At 66.5% G+C, this 22,357-nt stretch carries 19 protein-coding genes; 10 read left to right on the top strand and 9 right to left on the bottom strand.

What is annotated here, in order from left to right:
• The first annotated feature begins 91 nt into the window (after positions 1–91).
• Positions 92–418 (top strand): GYD domain-containing protein, encoded by a 327-nt coding sequence (locus M1E07_RS21060; protein ID WP_461188535.1) that lies wholly within the window; start codon positions 92–94, stop codon positions 416–418.
• A 16-nt stretch (positions 419–434) separates the two neighbouring features.
• A complete protein-coding gene (locus M1E07_RS21055; protein WP_461188534.1) occupies positions 435–2,009 on the top strand; it encodes a succinic semialdehyde dehydrogenase in 1,575 nt (524 codons plus the stop codon).
• Between the two features lie 90 nt (positions 2,010–2,099).
• On the opposite strand, the gene M1E07_RS21050 is transcribed toward M1E07_RS21055, so the two are convergent.
• The 4 genes from M1E07_RS21050 to M1E07_RS21035 all read right to left on the bottom strand — a co-directional run bounded on the left by M1E07_RS21050 (position 2,100) and on the right by M1E07_RS21035 (position 5,959).
• Entirely contained in the window at positions 2,100–3,065 is a 966-nt protein-coding gene (locus tag M1E07_RS21050) for a ribokinase (protein WP_461188533.1), read from the bottom strand.
• Positions 3,062–4,489 (bottom strand): uridine transporter UriT, encoded by a 1,428-nt coding sequence (gene uriT / locus M1E07_RS21045; protein WP_461188532.1) that lies wholly within the window; start codon positions 4,487–4,489, stop codon positions 3,062–3,064. Before uriT ends, M1E07_RS21050 begins: the two co-directional genes overlap by 4 nt.
• Entirely contained in the window at positions 4,490–5,569 is a 1,080-nt protein-coding gene (uriH, locus tag M1E07_RS21040; protein ID WP_461190457.1) for a uridine-preferring nucleoside hydrolase UriH, read from the bottom strand. It lies immediately after the preceding gene.
• A gap of 174 nt (positions 5,570–5,743) precedes the next feature.
• Positions 5,744–5,959 (bottom strand): hypothetical protein, encoded by a 216-nt coding sequence (locus M1E07_RS21035; RefSeq protein ID WP_461188531.1) that lies wholly within the window; start codon positions 5,957–5,959, stop codon positions 5,744–5,746.
• A 110-nt stretch (positions 5,960–6,069) separates the two neighbouring features.
• Here M1E07_RS21035 and M1E07_RS21030 point away from each other — a divergent pair, with 110 nt between their 5' ends.
• From M1E07_RS21030 to M1E07_RS21015, 4 genes are read left to right on the top strand one after another with little or no spacing between them, the layout of a single operon-like run.
• The gene (locus tag M1E07_RS21030; RefSeq protein WP_461188530.1) at positions 6,070–6,699 is read left to right on the top strand and encodes a helix-turn-helix domain-containing protein; all 630 of its coding nucleotides are present in this window, start codon (positions 6,070–6,072) and stop codon (positions 6,697–6,699) included.
• Position 6,700: 1 nt separating this feature from the next.
• Positions 6,701–7,594 (top strand): EamA family transporter, encoded by an 894-nt coding sequence (locus tag M1E07_RS21025; RefSeq protein ID WP_461188529.1) that lies wholly within the window; start codon positions 6,701–6,703, stop codon positions 7,592–7,594.
• A gap of 31 nt (positions 7,595–7,625) precedes the next feature.
• Positions 7,626–8,669 (top strand): LacI family DNA-binding transcriptional regulator, encoded by a 1,044-nt coding sequence (locus M1E07_RS21020; RefSeq protein WP_461188528.1) that lies wholly within the window; start codon positions 7,626–7,628, stop codon positions 8,667–8,669.
• A 49-nt stretch (positions 8,670–8,718) separates the two neighbouring features.
• Complete coding sequence (locus M1E07_RS21015) at positions 8,719–9,825, top strand: GTP pyrophosphokinase (RefSeq protein WP_461188527.1); 1,107 nt, start codon at positions 8,719–8,721, stop codon at positions 9,823–9,825.
• 106 nt (positions 9,826–9,931) lie between these two features.
• On the opposite strand, the gene M1E07_RS21010 is transcribed toward M1E07_RS21015, so the two are convergent.
• Positions 9,932–11,131 carry a PucR family transcriptional regulator gene (locus M1E07_RS21010; RefSeq protein ID WP_461188526.1) on the bottom strand — a complete coding sequence of 400 codons (1,200 nt, stop codon included), beginning with the start codon at positions 11,129–11,131 and terminating at the stop codon, positions 9,932–9,934.
• A 124-nt stretch (positions 11,132–11,255) separates the two neighbouring features.
• Between M1E07_RS21010 and M1E07_RS21005 the strand changes: the two genes are divergently transcribed.
• Genes M1E07_RS21005 through M1E07_RS20995 form a run of 3 tightly spaced genes read left to right on the top strand, consistent with a single transcriptional unit; the run spans position 11,256 to position 15,561 of the window.
• The gene (locus M1E07_RS21005) at positions 11,256–12,950 is read left to right on the top strand and encodes an amidohydrolase (protein ID WP_461188525.1); all 1,695 of its coding nucleotides are present in this window, start codon (positions 11,256–11,258) and stop codon (positions 12,948–12,950) included.
• A gap of 2 nt (positions 12,951–12,952) precedes the next feature.
• Entirely contained in the window at positions 12,953–14,278 is a 1,326-nt protein-coding gene (locus tag M1E07_RS21000; RefSeq protein WP_461188524.1) for an MFS transporter, read from the top strand.
• A gap of 8 nt (positions 14,279–14,286) precedes the next feature.
• Complete coding sequence (locus M1E07_RS20995) at positions 14,287–15,561, top strand: ArgE/DapE family deacylase (protein ID WP_461188523.1); 1,275 nt, start codon at positions 14,287–14,289, stop codon at positions 15,559–15,561.
• A 59-nt stretch (positions 15,562–15,620) separates the two neighbouring features.
• Here the strand turns inward: M1E07_RS20995 and M1E07_RS20990 are convergent, their stop codons facing one another.
• Complete coding sequence (locus M1E07_RS20990; protein ID WP_461188522.1) at positions 15,621–16,904, bottom strand: M20 family metallo-hydrolase; 1,284 nt, start codon at positions 16,902–16,904, stop codon at positions 15,621–15,623.
• 419 nt (positions 16,905–17,323) lie between these two features.
• Between M1E07_RS20990 and M1E07_RS20985 the strand changes: the two genes are divergently transcribed.
• Positions 17,324–18,394, top strand: a complete 1,071-nt coding sequence (locus tag M1E07_RS20985; RefSeq protein ID WP_461188521.1) for a quercetin 2,3-dioxygenase — start codon at positions 17,324–17,326, stop codon at positions 18,392–18,394.
• 86 nt (positions 18,395–18,480) lie between these two features.
• Here M1E07_RS20985 and M1E07_RS20980 read toward each other — a convergent pair whose 3' ends face one another.
• From M1E07_RS20980 to M1E07_RS20970, 3 genes are read right to left on the bottom strand one after another with little or no spacing between them, the layout of a single operon-like run.
• Positions 18,481–19,722, bottom strand: coding sequence for a DUF3500 domain-containing protein (locus tag M1E07_RS20980; protein ID WP_461188520.1), 1,242 nt, complete (start codon positions 19,720–19,722; stop codon positions 18,481–18,483).
• The gene (locus tag M1E07_RS20975) at positions 19,700–21,445 is read right to left on the bottom strand and encodes an FAD-dependent monooxygenase (protein WP_461188519.1); all 1,746 of its coding nucleotides are present in this window, start codon (positions 21,443–21,445) and stop codon (positions 19,700–19,702) included. Before M1E07_RS20975 ends, M1E07_RS20980 begins: the two co-directional genes overlap by 23 nt.
• Positions 21,445–22,317: a fumarylacetoacetate hydrolase family protein gene (locus M1E07_RS20970; RefSeq protein ID WP_461188518.1), complete on the bottom strand. Its 873-nt coding sequence runs from the start codon at positions 22,315–22,317 to the stop codon at positions 21,445–21,447. The genes M1E07_RS20975 and M1E07_RS20970 overlap by 1 nt, the downstream gene beginning before the upstream one ends.
• Between the last annotated feature and the right edge of the window lie 40 nt (positions 22,318–22,357).

Here is a 22,357-nt window from a genome sequence, read left to right as displayed (position 1 = left end):
CGCGCAGTGCGAACCAGGCCGTTGCCCTCGGGGCGGCGCACTGCCATCCTGAGTGGATCCGCACCTCCCGTCACGACCAAAGGATGAGAAGATGCCGCTTTATCTGTCAAAGTTCAGCTACACACCCGAGACCTGGGGCCGGCTGATTAGCAACCCCGAAGACCGGCGAAAAGCGGCGCAGGCCTACATCGAATCAGTGGGCGGGAAGCTTCACGGATTCTGGTACGCCTTCGGCAGCCATGACGGCTACAACCTCTGGGAAGCTCCGGACAACGTCTCGATGGCCGCAGTAGCGCTGGCCATCAGCGGAGGCGGCGCACTCAGCTCACTCGAAACGACAGTGCTCATGAGCGTCGAGGACACGATGGAAGCCCTGCAAAAAGCCGGAGAGATCAAGTACCGGCCACCGGGCACCTGAGGGCTGAAGGATCACGATGACCAGCACGAAGGATCCGCGCCCGGCACGGGCGGTAACCGGCCTGAAGCCGCAGACAACTCCGGCACTCCTGGCGGGCCTTGTGGCCAGCGCGTCCGGCCGGCCGGCCCAGCCATCCTATTCGCCGTTCGACGGCGGCATCGTGGGGGAAGTGCCCATCTGCACTCCCGGCGACGTCGCCGCGGCGGTTGCCGGCGCCCGGGCAGCCCAGCGTGAGTGGGCCGCTGTTCCCATCAGGGAGCGCCGCGCGGTCGTCCGGCGTTTCCGCCGGCTGCTCCTCGAGCGGGAGGCCGGGATCCTTGACCTGATCCAGGTTGAGAGCGGCAAGTCGCGGCTTAACGCGTTCGAGGAACTGGCGGATGCCGCCCTCACCGCGGTGTATTACGAGCGCACTGCGGAACGGTGCCTGCGGCCGGCCCGCCGCACCGGCGCGGCGCCTGGCCTGACCCGGACCGTGGAACACCGGCTCCCGAAGGGCGTGGTGGGGATCATCAGCCCGTGGAACTATCCGTTCACGCTCGCCGTCTCGGACGCGATCCCCGCCCTGCTGGCCGGCAACGGAGTGGTCCTCAAACCTGATTCGCAGACCCCGTTCACAGCGCTGCTGGCCTTGGAGCTGCTGCAGGAGGCAGGGCTTCCGCGGGACCTCTTCCAGATTGTCACCGGGCCGGGACCGGCACTGGGCTCCGCGCTGATTGGCGCGGCCGACTTCCTCATGTTCACCGGTTCTTCCGAGACCGGAAAGCTCGTGGCGAAGCAATGCGCCGAGCGGCTCATAGGTTTCTCCGCTGAACTCGGCGGGAAGAACGCCATGCTCGTCCTCGCAGACGCGGACCTTGAAAAGGCGGCCAGGGGCGCAGCACAGGGCTGCTTCTCCAATTCGGGCCAGCTGTGCATCAGCATGGAACGGATCTACGCCCACCGAGCCGTCTTCGAGGAGTTCGTGGCCGCCTTCACCAAGCAGATGGAAGGGATTCGTTTGGGCACAGGCCCGGGCTGGAACATCGATATGGGGTCGCTCACCGGCCAGAGACAGCTGGACAGGGTGACCACCCACGTCCAGGACGCGCTCTCGAAGGGTGCCCGGCTTGTCACGGGCGGCCGCGCCCGGCCCGACCTTGGCCCGTACTTCTACGAGCCCACCATCCTGACCGGCGTCACGGAGGACATGATCGTCGCACGGGAGGAAACGTTCGGGCCCGTGGTCAGCATCTATCAGGTAGAGGACGACGACGATGCGGTGGCCCTCGCCAACGACTCCCGCTACGGGCTCAACGCCAGCGTCTGGTCCGCCCGCCACGGTGAATCAGTGGGGCGGCGGCTGCTGGCCGGGACTGTCAACGTCAACGACGGGTACTCGGCGGCGTGGGCCTCCCACGATGCGCCGATGGGCGGGATGAAGGATTCCGGCGTGGGACGGCGTCACGGCAGGGAGGGCATCCTGAAATACACCGATGCCCAAACAGTCGCGGTGCAGCGGCTGATCCCGGTCGGTCCTCCTCCGGGGGTATCCAACGAGCGGTACACGCGGCTCGTCAAGGGCGCCCTCAAGCTCGTGGGGCGGTTCCGCTGATGGCCAGGGAAAGCAACAGCCGCCGCCGGGCGCCCACCGAAGTTCGGGGGCGCCGGCATAAAGCACGACGGCGCAACGTGACGCTTCTTCTCAGGCTCCCAAAAGGCGGGCCACGTCATGCGCCTCCGGATAGGCAGCCTGGGTCCCCTTGCGGGTGGTGGCCAGGGCAGCAGCCACGGAGGCAAAGGCGGCCGCATCGGCGAGCGCATCACCGGCGGCCAACCGGACTGCAACGGCACCGGTGAAGGCATCTCCTGCCCCGGTGGTGTCAACAGCGCGGACCGTTGTGGGAGCAATTCGGGTTACTTGCCGGCCCTCCGGAGCCAGCGAATCAAGCACCATCGACCCCTGCGAACCGAGCGTCACCAGGACCTGCCGGATCCCCCGCTCCGCAAACCGCATCCGCACCCTGTTCCACTCGGAAGCCGGCGCATCGGGGACGGGAACGGCGGCAAGGTCGCCCAGGAACAGCGCTGCCTCGTGTGCGTTGACCAAGAGGACATCAGTGCGGGCAGTCAGTGCCTCCGGAACCTCGCCGTAAGGCGAGAGGTTCAGCAGAACTGTTGCGCCGGCGTCGTGCCCTGCCTCAGCAGCAGCCAGCACAGTTTCCAGAGCGACCTCCAGGCAGAGGCTCACCACGGCGGCATCGGCAAGGACGTCCGCGGCGTCCGCCACGTCCGCCGGTGACAATGTGCCGTTGGCACCGGCCGAAATGATGATGTTGTTCTCACCGCCGGCATCCACCGCGATCACGGCAACACCTGTAGGTTCCGGAGAAGTCCGGACATGCCCCACGTCCACCCCGGCCCCCGCGGCGGAGGTGAGCAGCATGCCGCCGTTGGGGTCCTCCCCCACCGCGCCGACAAGGCTGACGTGCCCGCCCAGCCGGCTTGCGGCGACGGCCTGGTTGGCGCTCTTGCCGCCCGGGTTCACGGCGAACCCGTTGCCGTGCACCGTCTCGCCGGGGAGCGGGAACCGCTCGCAGTAGATGGTGAGATCGGCGTTCAGGGAACCCACGACGGCGATGCGGCCCGGGCGGTCAGGTGTGGGATTCATTCGCTCACCTCAGCCTCGACCGGCTTGGGGATCAGCAGCGAGGCAACGAAGGCTGCCACGGTGAGGGCCAGGCCCACGACCACAACGGTGAGGTAGGACGCCTTCGCATCGCCCAGCGCCGACGTCGCCACCAGCACGGCGGGCAGGATCAGGAAGCTCAGGCCTGCGCCGAGGTTGAAGGCACCGGCGTTCATGCCGGGCAGGAAGCCGGGGTTCCCCGCGGGCGAGAGGACAACGCCGAGTCCGTTGAGCATGATGTTGACCGTACCGGCGTACATGATGCCCAGCAAGACCGTGCCGGCAATCATCAGGGGCAGGCTGCCCAAACCGAAGAACGCGATGATGGCCAGCGCCGCGATGCTGCCCAGGAGGCCGATCCGCAGCACCTTCGTGTAACCCAGCACGGGAGCGAGTTTCCCGCTCAGCGGTCCCACGATCCAGCCCAGCAGGGCGTACGGGGTGAGGATGATCAGCGACATTTCGGTGGGCCCAATGCCGAAGCCGGGCTCGGCCGCCTGGACGTAGGCGGGAACGATGCCATTGATGACGGCGAAGATGCCGGTCATGGTGAGGGTGGTGGTCAGCAGGGGCGCCCAGGTGGAGCGCTGGCGCAGGTGCTGCGTTTCCACCATGGGCTGGTTGGCCCGTTTCTCAGTCCGCCAGAACAGGTAGAACGCGACGGCGGACACCAGCACCAGTGCAAGGCTCAGCATCAGGGTGCCGGACGAGAAGGCGCCCACCAGCTTGGCCCCTTCGTTCAGGGCGGTAAGCAGCGCACCCACGGCAACGACAATGAAGAACACGCCCAGCCAGTCCATCCGGGTCCCGGCGGCCGGCTTGCTTTCGCCCGCCAGGAAGGTGATCAGTGCCGTGGCAACGAGTGCCAGCACCACCATGAGCCAAAAGATGCTGCGGAAGCCGAAGTGCTCGGCGAAGTAGCCGCCCACAAAGGAGTCGACGCCGGCCACGCCGCCGTTGACGGCCGTGATGAGGCCCATGAGGGTGCCGTACTTGCGCGGATTGCTGACCGCGGAACGCAGCATGATCAGGCAGAGCGGAACGGTGGGCCCGCTGACGCCCTGGATGATGCGGCCCACAAAAAGCCAGGTGACGTCCGGTGCGAGGGCGGCGATGACCGAACCGGCGGCCATCAGCAGCATCATTCCCACCAGGATCTTCTTGCGGCCGATGATGTCGCTCAGCCGGGGCAGGAACAGGGAGAACAGGGCGGCCGCGGTGAAGAACCAGGTCTGCGACAGGCCGATCACGGCCTGGTCTGTTTTGAGTTCCTCGCCCATAGTCACCAGGGCAGGGCTGAGCATGGAGGCGTTGAGCTGGAAGGCCACGCAGGCTGCCAGCAGGGCGACCATCAGGGCGGTGACGTTGCCCCGGCTGGTCTTCGTTTCGGTGAGGGTGGCAGCCATTTACTTGACCCCTCCCATGGTGAGGTGGGTACGTTCCTGGCGGACGACGTCGGCTGCGTCACCATCGGCGCGGACCCCGCCTGCGCTGCCGTCGCCGTCGTACGGCTCTCCGATCCGGACCAGGGCGTCGGTGACGAGGTTCCAGAACCGTTCGTGGTCCAGGTCCACGGCCACGCTGGTGTGGCAGTCGGCCGGGGCCGGGGCACGAAAATCCGCCACCGTCATGCCGAGGGTCAGGGTGCCCTGCAGTTCGATGTCCACCGGCACCTTCCGGGTGCTGACGATGCTGGGATCGATGACATAGGCAACGGCGCAGGGATCGTGGACCGGCGGGAAGTCGAAGCCCTGGGCGTCCTTGTAGGTGTGGGCGAAGAAGTCCATCAGCTCGGTGACGAACTTCGCCGGCTTGGTGCCGATCGCGGCGATCGCCTCCACCACGTCCGGGGTGGCGAGCGCCTGGTGCGTCAGGTCCAGGCCCACCATCACCACCGGCCACTTTTCGTTGAAGACAATGTGCGCGGCCTCGGGGTCGATGATGATGTTGAACTCGGACACGGCGCTCCAGTTGCCCACATGGTAGCCGCCGCCCATGAGGACAACTTCCTTCACGCGTTCCACGATGCGCGGTTCCTTGCGCGCGGCCAGGGCGATGTTGGTGAGGCCGGCGGTGGGCACCAGGGTGACAGTGCCGGGTTCGTGGGCCATGACGGTGTCGATGATGAGGTCCACCGCGTGCCGGGGGTCCAGTTCAATGGCGGACGGCGGCAGCTCCGGGCCGTCCATGCCGCTGTCCCCGTGGATGTCCGGGGCGGTTTCGATGCTGCGGACCAGGGGGCGGCCGCAGCCGGCGGCGAAGGGAACGCCGGTGATGCCGGCGATGGTGCCCACGGCCAGGGCGTTGCGGGTGACCTTCTCCAGTGTCTGGTTTCCCACCACCGTGGTGACGGCCAGCAGGTCGATGTCCGGGTTGCCGTGCGCGAGCAGCAACGCCACGGCGTCGTCATGCCCGGGGTCGCAGTCGAAAATGATCTTCCTGCGGCTTGGGGAGTCCGTTTTGAGGGACTGGGCGGTGGGTTCCACGATGATCTCCACGTCATTGGGGCCCGCGCGAGGGCGGGGAGCGAAAGCGTTCAGGAGAGATCCTGCCACCGTTACCAACGTCACGTCAAACGCTTGACGTAGCCGCATGTCAAGCGCTTAATGCCAGCAGCCGTAACGGCTGCTGGCAGCTGGAGTTCAAGTTGGAACCAGACGCTAGCCCTTGGTGATGCCGGCGCTCCCGGCCTCGGTTTCAGCCGCAGCGCCGTGGTGTTCGTTCTTGTGGCGGGCTTCCTGGAGGTGGTGTTCCAACTTCTCCTCCGCGTCCCGCCGGCGCTGTCCGACGGTCCTCATCTGCTGGGTGCTGGGCGCAGTGTGTGCATGCTGGTGCGGGCCGAGGTCGTGCGTGGCTCCTCCGCTTGTATCGCTCATAGGTGCATCGTCCCACTTGGCGGACTCTTCAGGAAGGGGTGCGCTGCTCCTCTTCGGGGCATCCCGCTACAGTATCGGCAAGTGCACTAGAAGTGCAGTATGATGCACTTATGGATAAAAGCACCTCTGCCCTTGCCACGGCGATCGGCGGCCGTATTCGGCAGGAGCGGCAGGCGCGTGGCTGGACCCTCGACCAGCTGGCAGAAGCCACGGGAGTCAGCCGCCGCATGGTGGTCAACGTAGAGCAGGGCGCCACGAATCCCAGCGTTGGCACGTTGCTTCGAATCAGCGATGCCCTCGGCATCGGCCTGCCGGCATTGGTGGACTCTCCCCGCCCCAAACCCATAACGGTCACCCGGAGCGGTGACGGTGCGGCCCTCTGGAGTTCTGCCTCCGGGGGACGGGGTGTGCTGGTGGCAGGAACCGAATCACCGGACGTGGTTGAGCTCTGGGACTGGACCTTTGGGGCAGGAGACCGGCATGAAAGCGAGGCCCACGCACCCGGCACCAAGGAACTGCTTCAGGTCCGCGTAGGGTCTGTCACGGTAGTGGTCGGCGACGAGGCCTTTGTCCTCGAAGCAGGTGACGCCGTCTCGTTCCCGGGAGATGTGGACCATTCCTACGCCAATACCGGCATTGAACCCGCACGGTTCTCGCTGGCCGTCTTCGAGCCGGGTGTGGGCTCGGGACACCGCCCGGAGGAACCCCCTGCGTCCCCACTATCCAGCGAAGGAAACTGAGATGCTCAAGCGAAACGTTCCGGTCCCGCCGTGGGGGCTGGCTGTCACAGCGATCCTGTCGGTCCAGCTGGGCTCGGCCCTGTCCGTGAACATGATCGAAGCCGTGGGCCCGGCCGGTACTGCATGGTTGCGCCTCAGCATGGGAGCGCTCATCCTCCTGGCCATTGGCCGCCCGCCGCTTCGCTCTATCCGCCGGCCCGATGTCTTGCCGCTGCTTGGCCTCGGGATCACCACGGGCGTGATGACGGTGGGATTCCTCGCCGCGGTTGAGCACATACCGCTCGGCACCGCCGTGGCAATCGAGTTCCTGGGTCCTTTGACCGTGGCCGCCGTACGCAGCCACAACCGGGCAGCTCTTGCCTGGCCCGCCCTGGCGCTGGTAGGCGTCGTCCTGCTGACTCAACCCTGGCGGGGCGACTTCAACCCGACGGGCGTTGCGTGGGCCGCGCTGGCAGCCATTGGATGGGGTGTGTACATCCTGCTCACGCAACGGATCGGCGACAGGTTCAGCGGCATCGGCGCGCTCACCCTCACGGTGCCTATCGCCGCGGTGGCGGCCGCCGTCGTCGGAATCCCCCAGGCCGCCGGCCACCTCAGCCTTGACATCCTCGCCGCAGCGGCGGGGCTGGCCATCCTGCTGCCCGTGCTGCCGTTCGCCCTGGAAATGCTCGCCCTGCGCAGGATGACGCCCACCGCATTCGGAACGCTGATGGCCCTCGAACCCGCCGTCGGCGTCCTCCTCGGCCTGGTCATCCTGCACCAGCAGCCCTCGGCCATCCAGGTGGTCGGCATCCTGCTGGTGGTCTTCGCCGGTGCCGCGGCGCAGCGCGGTGGCCGCCGCCCGCCAGCCAAAGAGCACGCAGCCGGCCCCGCGGATCTCGACTTCGTAGGCTGAGCAGCACAGTTCCGCCTACTACGATCGAGGTATGGAATCCGCGGAACAGTTGCAGCCTGCGCGCATCCGGCGGATCACCGCCGCCATGGTTGCCGCGCGGGCCGGCGTCTCTACGGCCACGGTCTCGCTGGTGGCCAACGGCAAGACGGCCGGCCGCGTCTCCGAGGAGAACATTTCGAAGGTCCGGGCGGCCATCGTCGAGCTTGGCTACGTGGTGGACGGCATCGGCAGTTCGCTGGCCAAGGGTGTCAGCTCGATCGTGATCCTGGTGGCGCCTGACATCTCCAACCCTTTTTTTGCCAAGGTGATCGCCGGGGTGCGGGAGTCCCTCGGCCCGCAGTACCAGCTTCTGCTGTCCGTCACCGAGGCGGGCGAGTTTCCCGAGGCCGACGACGTCCGGCGGCTCATGTCGCTGCGTCCGGCGGGGCTACTGGTGGACGCACCCAACGCCGGCTTCCTCGAAGAGCTCGCGTCGCCGTCGCCGCTCGTTCTACTGGACGCGCCGGGCATGGAAGCGTATGCACCGTCGGTAAACCTTGACGTGGCCAGCGGGGCCCGGGAATTGGCTGCTCACCTCGCGGACACCGGGCACCGGCAGGTGGCGTACGTGGACAGCGTCACCGGCACGGAAACGTTCGCCCTCCGCCGGAAGGCTTTCCTGGACGAGGCCTCTGCCCGCGGCGTCACCGTCGGCGCGGACCGCATCATCGGCACCACCATCGACGTCGGCGCGGCGGCGGCCGCCTTCGCCTCCGCCTGGCCGACGTGGCAGCGCGAGGGGGTGACTGCCGTCGTCTGCGGTACCGATACGCACGCCTACGGTGTGCTGCAGGAGGCGCGGGTGGCCGGGGTGCGGATACCGGAGGAGCTGGCGGTGGCCGGCTTCGATGACCTGCCCTATTCGGCTACGAGCAACCCGGGCCTTACCAGCGTGCATCTGCCCGCCACTCCCCTGGGCCTGAAGGCCGGAGAGCAGCTTCGCCGCCTGATGGAGGGGAAGGTGCTGGAGCAGACCGGGGTCACACTGGAGAGTTCACTCGTGGTGCGCGGCTCCACAGTTGCGGCGGAACGCTGAAGTGTCCGGGTCGCCGCCGTTCTGTCATGCCCGGCCGTAAGCTGGGATCATGCCGAGTAACTGGGACAGTTTGGACGCGAGCCTCCGCGAATCTGTGAAGCACAACGTGGAGATCTACGAGCGCGTCCGGCCCGCCCTGAAACTGGTCACCCGTGATGTCCTGCTGCTGATGCGGGACATGCTGAAGGACAGCGAGGTCACTCCGCTGTTCGTTACCGGCCGCACTAAGACCGTGGAATCGTTCAAGGAAAAGATCTCCCGGATCGAGGAGCCGCTGGAGCCCGGCGCACCGCCGGTCCTGAAGTTCCCGGACCCGTTCCGGACCTTGAATGACATGGTGGGCATCCGTGTCATTACCAGGCTGCCGGCCGAGAACGCGGCGGTTGCCAATATCATCAAGCGCCAGCGGCAGCTGTTCGACTGCCGTGGTGACCGGGAAAAGGACATCGGCTCCATCGAATCCGGCACCTACGGGTATTCCAGCCGGCACCTGATCCTGCGGACCATCCAGAACGAGGCCGTCAAGGAGTACCAGCAGGTCTTCAACCCGGACGCCCAGCCCAACGGCAGCTACTTTTTTGAATGCCAGATCCGCACGATTTTTGCGCACGCGTGGAGCGAGATCGAGCACGATATCCGGTTCAAGGCCGAGGACCCGCGAGCCTGGTCACCCCACTTCGACCGGCAGTTTACGGCCACCGCCGCCATGCTGGAAACAGTGGAAACGGCCTTTGCGGACCTGCACGAACGTTACGAGGAAGTGCGCAGTTTTTGGGATATGGACGGCGAGGGCGCAGCGCCGTTAACACCCAACCGCATCCGGGACGTGTGGCGCACGCTGCTCCCGCATGTGGACCGCAAGGTGGACGACGATTGGGGCTGGGCGGCCGAGCTTCTGGCCGCGCACGGCCTCAACCAGACCATGCAACTGGCTGGTTTGCTGAGCGCCAACCGCATCACTGAAGTCCGCAAAGCTTTGGACCACCGCTACTCCCCCGGGCCCGACCGGCTGCTCGATGACCTGCTGCTGTGGCAGTACGGCACCAAACACATCGACCTCACCGCCGAAGCCCCCGACGCCGTTCCCCACCCCAGGCGCGACAGCCTCCTGCGGCGGCTCAAAGAAATTGAGCGGTACCGGCTGACGAAGAAGTAGGGAGTGTGCGCTGGTTCCGCCAACTGGGAAGCCGCGCTGGAAAGGAGCCGCTCCTGCAGCAGTGACGGGTGTACGTCCAGCTGGACGAATGCAGCGGTCGGCGGATCTACTCCCCGGGCATGAAGTGGATGTGAAGGGCGGCAATTACCGCTGCGGCGTCCTGCGGATTGGCGGGATCGAAACCGGTGAGCTGCCCGAATCGTGCAAGACGGTTCAGGACCGTGTTCCGGTGGCAGTACAGCTCGCCGGCAGTTTCAGACACCGACCCGGAGCGAAGGTATGCCTGCACCGTCTCGATGAGCCGGTCCCTTTCATGATCAGAAATTGTTGCAAGCGGCCCCAGCACGGTGTCCGCTAAAACGGTTCCGTACTCTCCCAGCCGGGTTGCGGCAACGGGCCCCCACGCATCACGCACCGTGTGCCGGCCTGGCCGGTCGGGCGTCAACGCCGGCAATGACTCCAAGGCAACCCGCAGCATCCGGGGCACGTCGGCCAACGACTGGGCGGGAGGGGCCACAAAGCAGTCGAGCGTGGCCAGCCAGGGACGTGTCCCCTCCGGTCCGCGTTCGGCACGGGCGGGAACATCTTCCGCAATGAGTACCAGCGCCCCGTCGCGCTCGTGCAGGAAATGTTCGACGCCGGCGCGCAGCACTCCGGCCCGGAATGCCTCCTGCGCATGTCCGGCCGCGACGGCAACGGTGAAGGTGCTTTCCGGCTTCACTCCGAGCGCACGGGCGGCCTGGCCCAGCAACTGCGGATCCTTTCCGTCCGAGTTGAGGAGCCTCGACAGATGGAACGCTCGCCGCGTCTCCTTTTCCTGGGCCATGGTGGCGAGTTCGTTGAGGTAGCCCGCGTGCACACGGATGGTATGGAATTCGACCGCTTCCCAGACGCGTACCGCGTCCTTGGTGAAACTCGGCAGGAACTCGGCGGGAACCTTCTCCAGCATTGCGGTCCAGAGGACCCGGAAGTCCATGCGCACCGCGCGCAGGAGTGACTCCAGCGGCAGGCCCTGCTGGGCGCGGCGGTGGCCGAGCGCTTCGGAAATCCCGGTCAACCGGTCGGGTATCGGCAGGTCACCCACCAGCCGCAGCAACAGTTCCATTGAGGCGACTGCTGTCTCTTCCAGATCCGTATCCACTACCAGGGAGCCCGCGTAATCGTCGATCTCCCGCACCTCGCGCAGGTACTCCCGTGCGATCCGGTCGATGTCGTCCAGGCAGTCGGCCACGACGTCCGACACCACCGATCGGGCGGCCGGCGCATGAGACGCATGAACGGCGTCGGCGGACGCTTCGCTGGGCATATGCCCATTCTAGGACCGGAGGGCACTGTGATCATCCATTGTTTAACCGTGTGATTGGGACCACCATTGAAGGAGCCGGTTCTGTGCGGCTGCGCCCTCTAGTCCGGAAAGACGTCCCAAGTCCATGCTTGATCTGAAACTTGTCAACGCCAGTATTTTCACCATGGCTAAGGCCGCCCCCACGGCGAGCGCAATGGGAGTGCTGAACGGGCGCATTGTCGGGTTTGACGAAGACATCCTTCAGCTCCCTGCGCAGAGCACCCTCGACTGCGGCCGCGCCGTCGTCGTGCCCGGCTTTGGTGATTCGCACAATCACATGGCGTGGTTTGGGCAGTCCCTGGCCGAGCTGGACTTGTCAGGCTGCCGAACCTTGGATGAGGTGTACGACGCCGTTTCCCGGTTTGCGCCCGACCTCCCCGACGGCGCGTGGGTAGTGGGATCCGGCTACGACGACACCGTGATGGGCGGCCATCCGCACCGCGACAATCTCGACCAATCCGCGCCGGGCCGGCCCGTGTGGCTCAAGCACCGCTCCGGACACATGTGCACCGTCAACACGGAGGTGCTTAAACGCACAGGCATCCTGGACGGTTCGGCCGCCGTCCCGGAAGGCGGAACCGTTGTCCGGGATTCCGATGGACCCACAGGATTGCTTGAGGAGCAGGCCCAGAAGCTGGTTACCGCGCTGGTGGTCCCCTATGCCGTGACGGATTTGGCGGACGCCATCGGCGCGGCGAGCGAGGTCTACGCCTCCGAAGGCCTGACGCACGTGGTGGAGGCAGGCATCGGTTCCGGCTGGATTGGCCGCAGCCCCGTGGAACTCGCCGCCTACCTCGAAGCCCGACGCCGGGGCCTCCTGAAAACCCGGGTCCAGCTGATGGCTGCCAGCGATGCCCTGCATCCGCTGCAGTCCCATCCGGCAGACGGGATCTCCTTCGGCCTGGACCTCGGCATCGCCTCCGGGTTCGGCGACGATCAGGTGCGGCTCGGTGCCATGAAAATCTTCATTGACGGCTCCCTGATCGGCCGCACTGCCGCCGTGACCGAACCGTTTTGCGATCATGGCCACGGCACCGGCAGCTTCCAACTGTCCCTCGAGGAGCTGACCCGGCGGATCGTGGACGCCCACAGTTCGGGCTGGAACGTCGCCGCGCACGCCATTGGGGACTCCGCCGTCGACGTCGCCCTGGATGCCTTCGCTGCCGCCCAGCAAAAGCTGCCACGGGCCGAAGCGCGGCACCGCATCGAGCACGCCGGCATGGTGCGGCCGGACCAGCTTTCCCGGTTCGCATCCCTCGGAATCACGCCGGTTCCGCAGCCGCACTTCCTGTTTGAGGTGGGCGATACCATGGCGGCCGCCGTCGGTCCCGAGCGGGTGCCTTGGCTGTACCGCCACAAGTCCTTCCTCGAGCTCGGGGTACGCGTTCCGGGCAGTTCAGACCGCCCGGTGGCATCCGGCGCGCCCCTGCTCGGCATGCAGTCGATGGTGACCCGCCGGTCCGCCGGCGGAACAACGGTGAGCCCCCAGGAACGCGTCGACGCCGGGACCGCCTTGCGGGCGTACACGGTGGACGCCGCCTGGACGGCGGGCGAGGAGGACCAGCGTGGCACGCTGGAATCCGGCAAACTTGCCGACTTTGTTTTCCTCTCCGCCCACCCGGCGGACGTGGCCGCCGAAGAAATCGGCCGGATCGCCGTGCTGGCAACCGTGCTTGGCGGCAGCTGCGTCTTCGGGCAGGACTACCTCGATGAACTGGAGACCAGCCTCCAGCCCGCCACCGTCCAATCCCCGTCCCACCTCGAGAGGCAGAAAGACTGATCATGAAACCACGGGAGACAAGCCAGGGAGAAGAAGCGGCCGTACCCGCTGTCAGCGGCGCCGATGCAGGCATGATTGCCCGCGCGGCCTTCGTTGGCACTGCACTTGAATGGTACGACTACTTCCTCTTCGGCACCGCCGCAGCCATTGTGTTCAACCGGCTGTTCTTCACGTCGCTGGACCCGACGGCCGCGACCCTTGCAGCGTTCGCCACGTTCGGCGTCGGCTTCGCTGCCCGGCCGCTTGGCGCCGTCCTGTTCGGCTACATCGGTGACCGGGTGGGCCGCCGGCCCGCGCTGCTGATCACCATCGTGATGATCGGGTTGGCCACCGGCCTCATCGGCGTCCTGCCCGATTTCGGCACCATCGGCCTCGCTGCACCCATCATGCTTGCCATCCTGCGCCTGATGCAGGGCCTGGCGGTGGGCGGCGAGTGGGGCGGCGCGATGACCATCGCGGTAGAACACGCGCCCATCGAAAAGCGCGGCCGGTACGCTGCGCTGGTGCAGGTCGGTTCCCCGGTGGGCACGCTGATGTCCTCCGGTGCTTTCGCCCTGGTGCTGCTGATGCCGCCGGACGTCTTTGATTCCTGGGGCTGGCGCCTGCCGTTCCTGGCAGCATTCCCGCTGCTGCTGATCGCGCTGTACATCCGGTTGAAAGTTGAGGAATCGCCCATCTTCAATGAGCTGGTCAAGCTGGAGGAACGCGCCAAGATTCCCGCGATTGATGTGTTCCGCCAGGCCTGGGGCCGGCTGATTGTCGCCATCGCTGCAGCCTTCCTGGGGGTCGGCGGGTTCTACGTCATGACCACCTTCGTCATCAGCTACGGCACCACCACCCTCGGCCTGGACCGCGGACTGATGGTCAACGCAACGCTGATTGCCGCCGTCGTACAGATCGGAGTCATCCTGGTTATAGGCCGGATCAGCGAGAAGGTGGGACCCGGCAAAATGACGTTCCTCGGCGGCCTGGTGACCGCTGCCGCAGCGTTCCCGCTCTTCTGGTTGATCGACACACGCAACCCGGCGGCGATCATCCTCGCCGTCACTGCCGGCATCGCCCTGCTTTCGGTGGCGTACTCGGTCACCGGGGCCCTGCTGACCGAACTGTTCCCGCCGAACCTGCGCTACAGCGGCGTTTCCCTGGGCTACAACCTGGCCGGTGCCTTGAGCGGATTCCTGCCCCTGATCGCCGTCGCCCTGCTCGGCGTCTCCGGCGGAGCGTCCTGGACCGCCTCCTTGCTTCTGATCGTGGTGTCGCTGATTACCGCTGCGGGCGGCTTCTTCGGCGAGCGCCTCCGCGTCAAGGACAAAGCGATCGTACGGTAAGGAACAGAATGCTCAACCCGGAAACTGCGCGCCGGATTACCGACGCCGTGGATGCAGCCTTTTACCGCCAGCTTGAGTTCACGGCAGAGCTGATCCGGCATCCCTCGCTGAGGGCCGCCGAGGCCGGCGCGCAGGACCTGATGTTCGCCGAGCTGGAGACCCGCGGGTTTGCCATGGACCGCTGGACGCTCGACGGCGAAGCCCTGGCAACGCACGTGGGCTACGGTCCCAGCACGGTTGCCTTCGAGGACCTCACCAACGTGGTGGGCACCTATACTCCCCCGGAGAAAAAGGGCCGGTCGCTCATCCTGAACGGGCACATTGACGTTGTCCCCACCGGCCCGGAGGAGACGTGGGAACGCAGCCCCTGGGATGCCGCCGTCAAAGACGGCTGGATGTACGGACGCGGGGCCGGTGACATGAAGGCCGGCCTCGCCGCCAACCTCTTCGCGTTCGACGCTATCCGTGCTGCCGGGCTGGCGCCGGCGTCCACCATCCATTTCCAGTCCGTCGTGGAGGAGGAGTGCACCGGCAACGGATCCCTGGCTGCGTTACAGCGCGGGTACACGGCGGATGCCGTCATCATTCCGGAGCCGGAAGAAAACATGCTGGTGCGGGCCAACGTGGGCGTGATCTGGTTCCGGGTGCGTGTTTCCGGCAAGCCGACCCATGTGCGGGAAATGGCGTCCGGCTTCAACGCCATCGACGCCGCCTACACCGTGATGGGCGCGCTGCGGGAGCTGGAGGCGAGATGGAACGCCGAGAAGGACAGCCACCGGTACTTTAAGGACGTTGAGCATCCCATCAACGTCAACATCGGCATGATCTCCGGCGGCGACTGGCCCTCGAGTGTGCCGTCCTGGTGCGAGTTCGATGTGCGCGCGGCCCTGTATCCGGGAATCCCGGCCGCTGACGCCTGGGACGAAATCCAGGAGTGCCTCCGGGCCGCCGCCGGGGCCGGGGAATCGGTAGCGGTATCAGCGGAGCGTACGGGCTTTTTCTCGGAGGGCTACGTCCTGGAGGAGGGCTCGGATGCGGAGACGGTGCTGGCCTCTGCGCACCAGGAGGTGTTTGGTTCGGCGTTGCAAAGCTTTACGACGCCCGGCTACCTGGATGGCAGGGTCTTCACCCTGTACGCGGGGATCCCGACGCTGGTCTACGGGCCGGTGTCCGAGGCAATCCACGGGTTCGATGAGCGGGTAAGCATCGAGTCGGTGCGCCAGGTGACCAAGACCATCGCCCTGTTCATCGCCGACTGGTGCGGGGTAACCGAGGCAGCTTAGCCCCTTTCGGTACGCGGAAGGCGCCCGGCCAATGGCCAGGCGCCTTTCGCGTGCGGTCCCTAGCGGGGGTCAAGCTCTCCCAGGCACAGGCTGCGGACGACGTCGGTGAGCACGTGCAGCCCGCTGACAATGTCCTGGTCCGTGGTGTACTCGTGCTCGTTGTGGGAGATGCCTTCCACGGACGGAACGAACAGCATCACCGTGGGCACAATGTCCTTCAGGTTCGTGGAGTCATGCCCGGCGACTGTCTTGACCCGCGTATAAGTGAATCCGCGGTTCGCCGCTGTTTTCTCGGCGAGGGCCACCCCTTCGGGCTGATAAGGAGTGACGGGCCAGCAGTGGGACCCGGTCTTCCTGATCTCCACCCGCGCCGCCTGTTCGATCTGGTCAATCCGATCGTGAAGAATCCGGTCAGCTTCGGCGAGGAGTTCCTCGTCAGCGGATCTGAGGTCAAGGAGCAAGGTAGCAAGCGAGGGCACGACGACGGGCGAGTTGGGATAGACGTCAAGCTGCCCTACCGAGGTGTGGACGGTGCCGCCGGGAAAATGATCTGCGATCTCCCTCGCGGCCACCACCAGCATCGACGCGCCAAGGAGGGCGTCGTGCCGGTCGGCGATGACGGTGGAGCCAGTGTGCGCCTGCTCGCCGCGGACCTCGAACTCGTACTTGTTGGCGGCCCAGTTGGAGTCGACGACGCCGATGGTGATGCCGTCGCGTTCCATGCTGCGGCCCTGCTGGATGTGGATTTCGGCAGCGTAAGCGGCCTTGGGCCCGGCGCCCTGGCCGAGTGCGGCGGTGGCTTCCAGCGCCTCCCGCACGGTGATGCCTGCACGGTCCGTGATGGCGAGGACGTGCTCGGGCGCCATCTTTCCGGTGTAGACGGAGCTGCCCATCATCGACGGTTTGAAGCGGGACCCTTCCTCGTTGAACCAGTTCACAACGGCCAGGTTGTACCGCGGCGTTGTCCCGCCGGCACGCCACTCCTCCGCGAGGCGGAAGGCTGCGTGGGCGGCGGCGAGGACCCCGTAGGCGCCGTCGTAACGTCCGGCAGTTGGCTGGGAATCAAGATGGGAGCCAACCAGTACGTTCGGTGCGCCGGGATTCAGTTCCAACAGGCCGAACTGGTTGCCCACCTGGTCGAAGGATACGTCGAAACCCTTGTCCCGCAGGAGGCGGGCCAGCCAGGCGCGCTGTTCCCCGTCGGCGGATGACCCCGCCTGCCGCTCCACTCCCCCGCCGGCCGTGGCACCAAAAGTGCACAGGGTGGCGAAGTCCTGCAGGAACACCGCGTCCGCTCCTGAGAATTTAGTGGGATCGGGTTCCGGCACAGCACCGTTGCTCATGATTGCTTGTCCTTTTGGGCTTAATCAATGGATTACACCATCGTGTCAGGACAGCGTGATGCAAGCACTGGCTTCGGACAACCAATTCGGTTGCGTAAATTGTGATTCTGCCCATCGGGGCCGGGCGACAGCTTGGGCAACGTCCCCTGTAGCTGCGAACCTATTCACTTGCACCACGTCCCTCGCGCGGTCGCGGGAATCGGGCCAGCGGCCAGTCAGGCACCCGACGGCGGCCGGCTGGCCAGTGCCGGCAAAGGCCTCCTGATGGTGCGTTAGGGACTGACTGCCAGCATCGCAGCAATGGACGGAGCAGGACACCGGGCTTTCACTCATTGAAATTCCGGCTCCTGCCCGTTGCAGCAGCACGTCATGATGGAGGTCACATTCCGGCTCAGCCGGACGACTGGAAAGAAGGAACCATGTCCCTCAGCGTGGAGGAAATGAACCAGCAGCTGCCGGTGGCAAACACCCTGCCCGGCGAAGCTGTCCCCTACTACATGGCGTCAGGCGAAGGTGCACGCTACGAGATCAACGGCCAGCTGGTCACCGTCATCGCCCGCGCGGCAGACACCGGCGGCATCTTCAGCGCCGCCTACATCTCTGGCGGCATGGGTACGGAATCGCCATTCGTCAGCCACAAGGTGGAGCACAAGACCCTCTACGTTTTCGACGGCATCCTGCACGTCTGGCTCCCCGGCGAAAGCCGCATCCTCACCCCCGGCGACTCCGTGGTGATTCCGCCCAACACACCCCACGCCTACCGCATGGCCAGCCACTACACCCGCTTCCTGAACTGGATGACGCCCGGTGGCGCGGAGGCCTACTACGAACGCGTCGGCAGCCCCATCGACTCCCATGTCCCGCCGGTCCGGGCCGGCCACAGTGCCAGCCTGCAGGAGCAGGCGGAGGTTGGCGCCGAGTTCGGCATCACCTTCCCCGAGGTCGAGCGGGTCACCCCCACGTTCAAGCACGACGCCGGCCTGCCGCCCACGCAGAGCCCCTACTTCCTCAGCGCGCACGAAGGCGAGCGCCTGGCCAGCTACCAGACCATGTTCACCTACCTGTCCCGGCCCGCCAACACCGGCTCAAACTACTTCGCGGTGCACACCAAGGGAGCCAAGACCCCCTATATCCCGCTGCACTTCCACGAGCAGCACACCGAGAACTTCCTGGTCACCGAAGGCCGGATGTGGCTCTACGCCAACGGGCGGGAAATGCTGCTGACCAAGGGCGACTTTGTCCATGCCCCCGCCGGGACCATCCACTCCTTCGCCCTGGACTCGCACAACACCCAGATGCTGGGCTTCCTCACGCCGTCGGTCTTCAACGGCTTCTTCGAGTACTTCAACAAGCCCACCGAGGACTACATGTACACCGAAGGCGGCGAGCCGTACATGGACATGGAGGGCTTTGGCCGCGCACAGGCGGAGATGGACCTGACAGTGGTGGGCCCGCCGCCCCAGCGTCGCACGGCACTCGAAATCTCCTAGCGCTTCGCAGGGCAAAACAATGGCCCGGGCTTCCGAAAGGAAGTCCGGGCCATTCGTCTTGTAGCGTCCAGTCGCCAGCGTTGATCCTAGCCGCCGGCGAGCGCCTGCCTGACCAGTTCGCGGCCGTAGTCGTTGCCGTTGGGCGTGCGCACCACGGTGTGCATGTGGAACGGTGCAGGCTCTTCATTGCTGAGGAAAACCCCGGTGTGATGGTCCAGCTCCAGCACCACCACAGGGCTCTGCAGCCGGAAGTAGAAGGCTTCCTGCCCCTCCCAGCCGCCGATCCAGCTGAAGAAGGTCTCGCCGTAGTGCTCCTGGATTTCCCGACGGCGGGCGGCGCGCGGCCCGTCCGGAAGGTAACCGATGAAGTCCTCCACCAGGGCGTCGAGGACTTCCCTCGCCCGTTGCGGCATGTCCGCCACCAGGATGCCCTCGTACGGGATCACCCGGTTGTCCTGGAAGCAACCGCCCAGGTGCCGTTCGTCGCCCGGATGCATCCTGCCCTCAGGCATGGCGGGATCCACCATGGAGTCATACACGGTGGATCCCGCCCGCAGCTCCGCCGGCAGCGCACCCATCAATTCCCGGGCCAGGGCGATGCGCTCCTTGAACACCTTCACGCCCTTGTATGGGCCGGCGTCGATCACGTCAGGCTCGGCACCCATAAACACCGGTGAGATCACCAGTTGAGTTCCGGCCACCAAACAGTTCAGCGCGGCATGGTGGCCGAAGATCTGCCACCCCCACGGCTCGGTCTCCGACGGATCCCCGTACAGGGCGAAGTTGTAGCTGAACTCGTTCATCAGCAGCGGCAGCTCCACCAGGTCGCCCAGGAAACCGTTGATCCGCATGAGGTTCCGGACCAGCTCAAAACCGGCAGGACTGAGTGACGCTTCCACCACGGCGAACACAGCATCGCGCACAGGTGCATCCAGCTCGTCCAGGCGCAGGCCCGTGTCGTGCTGCATGAACTCCGGATTCGCCCAGCTCTGCCACTCAGGGGCATCTACGGCGTAGCTCAGGCGGGACGCCTGCTCCAGGGTCACGGCGCCCAAAAGCTTTCGGGCCGCGGCCACCATCTCTGGCGTGGGCGCTTCCTCCCCCGCCCGCTCCGGAGCCAGCGGATACAGCCCGGGGCGGAGGGCGCCGTCGTTCGTGATGCCTTTGAACTGCTGCGGATACAGCTTCTTCCAGCCCTCGATCATCGGACCGGCGAAGGAATCAGTCTTGGCCGCCTCGGCGTACTCCCGGGCGTTCAGGCCACGGATTTCCGCCACCCTCGGGTGGTCAGGGGTGAAGAGGAAGTCACGGAATGACGGCGTCGACACGGGCGCTCCTGGTTTCGTTGAAGGGGGTCGCCGCCCATCCGGCGGCGACGGAAAGTGCTGCTGCAGCGGCCTCGGCGGAGCTCCCCCGCCACGCCACGTGCTGGTCCGGGCGGACCAGCACCGCGTCCGCTCCCCATAGCTCGGAGGGTGAGATCCCGTCGTCGAGAGGCCCGACGGCGGCAAGGGTCACCGGCACGCCCTGCCGGGCACCCGCCTCGAGCACCTCCGCAAATACGGAAGCCGCCGGCACCCCGCCCAGCGCACCGGCGTCGGCCAGCAGCGTGAAGCCTTGGCCCAGCCGGCTGTATACCGGGGTGGAGTCCGCCAGCCAGGCGTGCGGAAGCAGTGCTCCGGGGCTGGCCGAGGGAACGTAGCGGATGGGGTCCTCGGCGGGGACGGGTGAGCCGTCCGGCACCACCAGGGGCGAGTCGCCGTAAGCGTATCCGAGCACCAGGCCCAGGGAGTCGAACTCGGTTTGCTTCACCGCGAGCGCTTCCTGCGCTGCGTGCCGCGCTGCATCCCCTGCGGGGCCGGCTTCGGCCAGGTCCGGGTCCGCGAAGTGGTAGGCCAGGGCCTTGCCGTTGGCGGCGGCGTCCCGGATGGTGCGGGCAGCCACCGGCCGGCGTTCCTCCCCGTAGCTGGCCAGGAGCGCAGGACCGCCCCAGCCGGTGATCGCGGCGGCGAGCTTCCAGGCCAGGTTGGCGGCATCGCCGATGCAGGTGTTGAAGCCGTGGCCGCCCCATGGCGGGTTGAGGTGGGCGGCGTCGCCCACCAGGAAAGTGCTGCCGCGGCTGTACTCGGGGGCCAGCAGCATGCGGGCCGTCCAGGGGTCCGTTGCCAGAACGTCGATGTCCACGTCCGTTCCCACCAGAGCGCGCACCATCGCGGCCGCATCGTCGGCGCTGACCGACGCCTCAGGATCCACCCCCTGCACGATCGCCCACCACGTGTCCTGAAGGTCCATCGGCCCCACCATGCCCGCGGTGTCAGAGCCCACCACCCAGTACTGGACGGCAGGGTCAAGGGCCACCGCTGAGGCAAGACCTTCGGAGCGGAAGAGGATGCTGATGTTGGACAGCGCCGCGGACCCGCCCTCAAGGCGGATGCCGAGGCTGCGGCGAACGGCGGAGGATCCGCCGTCGGCCCCGATCACAAAGTCCGCCGTGATGGTCCGGGTGCCGCCGGAGGTGTCAGCGATAACGACGACGGAGGTTGCGTTCGCCCCGTTGGCCTCCCGTGAAGGGCGGACCTCGCCCACGCTCCAGCCCGTCACGAAGGTGATCAGCGGGTTGTCCGCCACGGCGGAGCGGAGCACTTCCTCCAGGACGGGCTGAGGTACCTGCTGACCACATTCTGGCTGGGGACCGTACCGGCCGGGGACCAGCTGGAAGGCGTTCCTGAAGCGGCGCAGTTCATGCGCGGCAGGCCCTGTCAGGCCGGTGCAGAAGATGACGTCCTGCGCGTAGTCCACCGGGAGGGGTGACGCCGCCCGGAGCGCGTCCGCCAGTCCCAGCCGGCGCAGGTGCGTCATGGTGCGGGCGTTGGTGGTCTTGGCCCGCGGGCGGGTGTGGTCCACCGTTTCCCGGGGTTCGATGACAGTGCTGGGGATGCCGTGGGCGGCCAGGTCCAGGGAGAGGAACAGGCCGCTGGGGCCGCCGCCGGAAATCAGGACCTGCGCCTCGTCCGGAATATCCTCGGGGGCCGCATGCCGCAGGGTAGCCATCAGGCACGGCTCCGGAGCGAGACGTCGCCGACGGGGGTGGTCAGGATGCCGAGCTTGTCGATTTCCACTTCCACGGTATCGCCCGGCTGGAGCAGCCACTGCGGAGTGCGGGCATAGCCAACACCCTCGGGGGTTCCGGTGGCGATGACATCCCCCGGGTGCAGGGTGAAGGTCTCGCTGATCAGCGAAATGATGGCCGGGACGGAGAAGATCATGTCCCGCGTGTTGCCGTTCTGCGCCTCCACGCCGTTGACGCGGGTGCGGACCTGCAGGCCGTCCCGGAGGTCGCCCACCTCGTCACGGCTTACCAGCGGGCCGAGCGGGCCACTGAAGTCGCCGTTCTTGCCGAGTGTCCACTGTGAGGTGAGCTTCTGGGCAGTGCGGGAGGTGATGTCGTTGAAGGTGGAGTAGCCGAAGACCGCTTCTGCCGCCGTTGCCTCGTCCGCAGATTCCACGCGCCGTCCGATGTACGCGGCCACTTCACCTTCCCAATCCAGGCCTGCTTCGCCGGCCGGGACGGGGACGGGGACGTTGCCCACGGACAGGGACGCCGTCCACCGGCCGAACAGGGTGGGGTGCGGCGGAAGGTCCTGGTCCTTGTAGCTGCCCTCGGCTGCGTGGGCCTTGTAATTCAGGCCAACGCAGATGACCCTGGCGGAGGCGGGGACGAGCGGCACTTCGGTGACGCTGCCGCGTTCCAGCCAGGTACCGGCGTCGGACGCTGATGTGCCGGATACCAGCGAGACAGACTTGTCTTGCCAGCCCTCCGGGTCCGCCCAGAAGTCGGCGACGGGGGTGAGCGGGAACACGTGCGAGTCCAGCAGGGCTGCTGCCCAGGGTTCGCCGTGGTGGTTGATGCCGATGAACTGCATGTGGAGGCCTTTCAAATCTGCCCGGGCACGTATGTGTGCC

It is taken from the genome of Arthrobacter sp. Z4-13, assembly GCF_054792705.1.
This window is presented reverse-complemented; position numbering and strand designations above follow the sequence as displayed.

What these genes read in the sequence shown, in the direction of transcription:
- M1E07_RS21060 (WP_461188535.1), top strand. Translation starts at nt 92, where the DNA reads ATGCCGCTTTATCTGTCAAAGTTCAGCTACACACCCGAGACCTGGGGC.
- M1E07_RS21055 (WP_461188534.1), top strand. Translation starts at nt 435, where the DNA reads ATGACCAGCACGAAGGATCCGCGCCCGGCACGGGCGGTAACCGGCCTG.
- M1E07_RS21050 (WP_461188533.1), bottom strand. Translation starts at nt 3,065, where the DNA reads ATGAATCCCACACCTGACCGCCCGGGCCGCATCGCCGTCGTGGGTTCC.
- uriT (WP_461188532.1), bottom strand. Translation starts at nt 4,489, where the DNA reads ATGGCTGCCACCCTCACCGAAACGAAGACCAGCCGGGGCAACGTCACC.
- M1E07_RS21035 (WP_461188531.1), bottom strand. Translation starts at nt 5,959, where the DNA reads ATGAGCGATACAAGCGGAGGAGCCACGCACGACCTCGGCCCGCACCAG.
- M1E07_RS21030 (WP_461188530.1), top strand. Translation starts at nt 6,070, where the DNA reads ATGGATAAAAGCACCTCTGCCCTTGCCACGGCGATCGGCGGCCGTATT.
- M1E07_RS21025 (WP_461188529.1), top strand. Translation starts at nt 6,701, where the DNA reads ATGCTCAAGCGAAACGTTCCGGTCCCGCCGTGGGGGCTGGCTGTCACA.
- M1E07_RS21020 (WP_461188528.1), top strand. Translation starts at nt 7,626, where the DNA reads ATGGAATCCGCGGAACAGTTGCAGCCTGCGCGCATCCGGCGGATCACC.
- M1E07_RS21015 (WP_461188527.1), top strand. Translation starts at nt 8,719, where the DNA reads ATGCCGAGTAACTGGGACAGTTTGGACGCGAGCCTCCGCGAATCTGTG.
- M1E07_RS21010 (WP_461188526.1), bottom strand. Translation starts at nt 11,131, where the DNA reads ATGCCCAGCGAAGCGTCCGCCGACGCCGTTCATGCGTCTCATGCGCCG.
- M1E07_RS21005 (WP_461188525.1), top strand. Translation starts at nt 11,256, where the DNA reads ATGCTTGATCTGAAACTTGTCAACGCCAGTATTTTCACCATGGCTAAG.
- M1E07_RS21000 (WP_461188524.1), top strand. Translation starts at nt 12,953, where the DNA reads ATGAAACCACGGGAGACAAGCCAGGGAGAAGAAGCGGCCGTACCCGCT.
- M1E07_RS20995 (WP_461188523.1), top strand. Translation starts at nt 14,287, where the DNA reads ATGCTCAACCCGGAAACTGCGCGCCGGATTACCGACGCCGTGGATGCA.
- M1E07_RS20990 (WP_461188522.1), bottom strand. Translation starts at nt 16,904, where the DNA reads ATGAGCAACGGTGCTGTGCCGGAACCCGATCCCACTAAATTCTCAGGA.
- M1E07_RS20985 (WP_461188521.1), top strand. Translation starts at nt 17,324, where the DNA reads ATGTCCCTCAGCGTGGAGGAAATGAACCAGCAGCTGCCGGTGGCAAAC.
- M1E07_RS20975 (WP_461188519.1), bottom strand. Translation starts at nt 21,445, where the DNA reads ATGGCTACCCTGCGGCATGCGGCCCCCGAGGATATTCCGGACGAGGCG.
- M1E07_RS20970 (WP_461188518.1), bottom strand. Translation starts at nt 22,317, where the DNA reads ATGCAGTTCATCGGCATCAACCACCACGGCGAACCCTGGGCAGCAGCC.